This is a genomic window from Streptomyces sp. NPDC036813, from assembly GCF_055609245.1.
On record NZ_JBVJPV010000050.1, the window covers coordinates 1 to 1,550 of the forward strand.

Annotated in this window: 1 protein-coding gene; it reads right to left on the reverse strand. The window is 68.3% G+C overall.

The window, feature by feature from the left end:
* A partial coding sequence (locus ACZ67Q_RS39395; protein ID WP_471192460.1) for an acyl-CoA carboxylase subunit beta occupies positions 1-1,550 on the reverse strand: 1,550 nt, incomplete at both ends.

A 1,550-nucleotide genomic window follows, 5' to 3' on the forward strand; every position in this document is an offset into this window, starting at 1 on the left:
AGGGGGATGTTGCCGTGCTTCTTCGGGGGCAGGGATTCCCGCTTGGTGCGCAGTTGACGCAGGCCGCGGACGATGTGGCGGCGGGTGTCGGAGGGTTTGATCACGGCGTCGATGTAGCCGCGTTCGGCGGCGATGTAGGGGTTGAGGAGGGCGTCCTCGTACTCGCGGATGAGGCGGGCGCGGGTGGTCTCGACGTCGTCGGTTTCCGCGAGGGTGCGGCGGTGGAGGATGTTGACGGCGCCCTGGGCGCCCATGACGGCGATCTGGGCGGTGGGCCAGGCGAGGTTGAGGTCGGCGCCGAGGTGTTTGGAGCCCATGACGTCGTAGGCGCCGCCGAAGGCCTTGCGGGTGATGACGGTGATGAGGGGGACGGTGGCCTCGGCGTAGGCGTAGATGAGTTTGGCGCCGCGGCGGATGATGCCGTCGTGTTCCTGGCCGACGCCGGGCAGGAAGCCGGGGACGTCGACGAAGGTGATGACGGGCAGGTTGAAGGCGTCGCAGGTGCGCACGAAGCGGGCGGCCTTCTCGGAGGCGGCGATGTCGAGGCAGCCGGCGAACTGCAGGGGCTGGTTGGCGACGATGCCGACGGGGTGGCCCTCGACGCGTCCGAAGCCGGTGAGGATGTTCGGGGCGAACAGGGCCTGGGTCTCGAAGAACTCGGCGTCGTCGAGGATGTGCTCGATGACGGTGTGCATGTCGTAGGGCTGGTTCGCCGAGTCCGGGACGAGGGTGTCCAGCTGCAGGTCCTCGTCGGTGGGGGTGAGGTCGGCTTCCTCGGGGAAGGCGGGGGGCTCGGAGAGGTTGTTGGAGGGCAGGTAGGACAGGAGCTGTTTGACGTATTCGATGGCGTCTTTTTCGTCGCCGGCCATGTGGTGGGCGACGCCGGAGGCGCTGTTGTGGGTGCGGGCGCCGCCGAGTTCTTCGAAGCCGACGTCTTCGCCGGTGACGGTCTTGATGACGTCGGGGCCGGTGATGAACATGTGGCTGGTCTGGTCGACCATGATCGTGAAGTCGGTGATGGCGGGGGAGTAGACGGCGCCGCCCGCGCAGGGGCCGACGACCAGGGAGATCTGGGGGATGACGCCGGAGGCGTGGGTGTTGCGGCGGAAGATCTCGCCGTAGGCGCCGAGTGAGGCGACGCCTTCCTGGATGCGGGCGCCGCCGGAGTCGTTGATGCCGATGACGGGGCAGCCGGTCTTGAGGGCGAAGTCCATGACCTTGCAGATCTTCTGGCCGTAGATCTCGCCGAGGGCGCCGCCGAAGACGGTGAAGTCCTGGGAGAAGACGGCGACGGGGCGGCCGTCGACGGTGCCGTAGCCGGTGACGACGCCGTCGCCGTAGGGGCGGTTGGTCTCCAGGCCGAAGTTCGTGGAGCGGTGGCGGGCGAACTCGTCCAGCTCGACGAAGGAGTCCTCGTCCAGGAGCAGGCCGATGCGCTCACGGGCCGTCAGTTTGCCCTTGGCGTGCTGTTTTTCGACGGCGCGCTGCGAGCCGGCGTGCGTCGCTTCCTCGATACGGCGCTGCAGATCCGCGAGCTTGCCCGCGGTCGT